The sequence below is a fragment of the Streptomyces sp. SID12501 genome (genome assembly GCF_010550245.1).
Classification (GTDB): domain Bacteria; phylum Actinomycetota; class Actinomycetes; order Streptomycetales; family Streptomycetaceae; genus Streptomyces.
In genome coordinates this window covers 1-471 of record NZ_JAAGLU010000525.1, presented here as the reverse complement: position 1 = coordinate 471, position 471 = coordinate 1, and the positions used below count along the sequence as shown (strand labels likewise).

Here is a 471-nt window from a genome sequence, read left to right as displayed (position 1 = left end):
CATCGAGCTCATGGGCGCGGGCACCCACCCGTTCGCGAGCTGGGCGGCGCAGCGCGTCACCGACAAGGAGCGCTACGCGACGCTGATCGACCGCACGCAGTGGTGGGGCCGGCAGATGCTCATCTACGGCGTGCACGTCCACGTGGGCGTCGAGGACCGCGACAAGGTGCTGCCGCTGAGCCGCGCGATGCTCACGGTGTTCCCGCACCTGCAGTCGCTGTCCGCGTCGTCGCCGTTCTGGGGCGGCAAGGACACGGGCTACGCGTCGAACCGGGCGCTGCTGTTCCAGCAGCTGCCGACCGCGGGGCTGCCGCCGCAGCTCGAGCACTGGGAGCAGCTCGAGCAGTACGTGGGCGACATGATGCACACGGGAGTGATCGACCAGGTCGACGAGGTCCGGTGGGACATCCGCCCGTCGCCGCGGTTCGGCACGCTCGAGATGCGGATCGCCGACGGCGCCGCGAACGTCCT

1 protein-coding gene is annotated in these 471 nt (G+C 70.7%); it reads left to right on the top strand.

Annotation, left to right across the window (positions count from 1 at the left end; genetic code table 11):
* Positions 1-10: 10 nt before the first annotated feature.
* The coding region (locus G3I71_RS47100; protein ID WP_239149802.1) for a YbdK family carboxylate-amine ligase at positions 11-471 on the top strand (461 nt) is incomplete at its 3' end.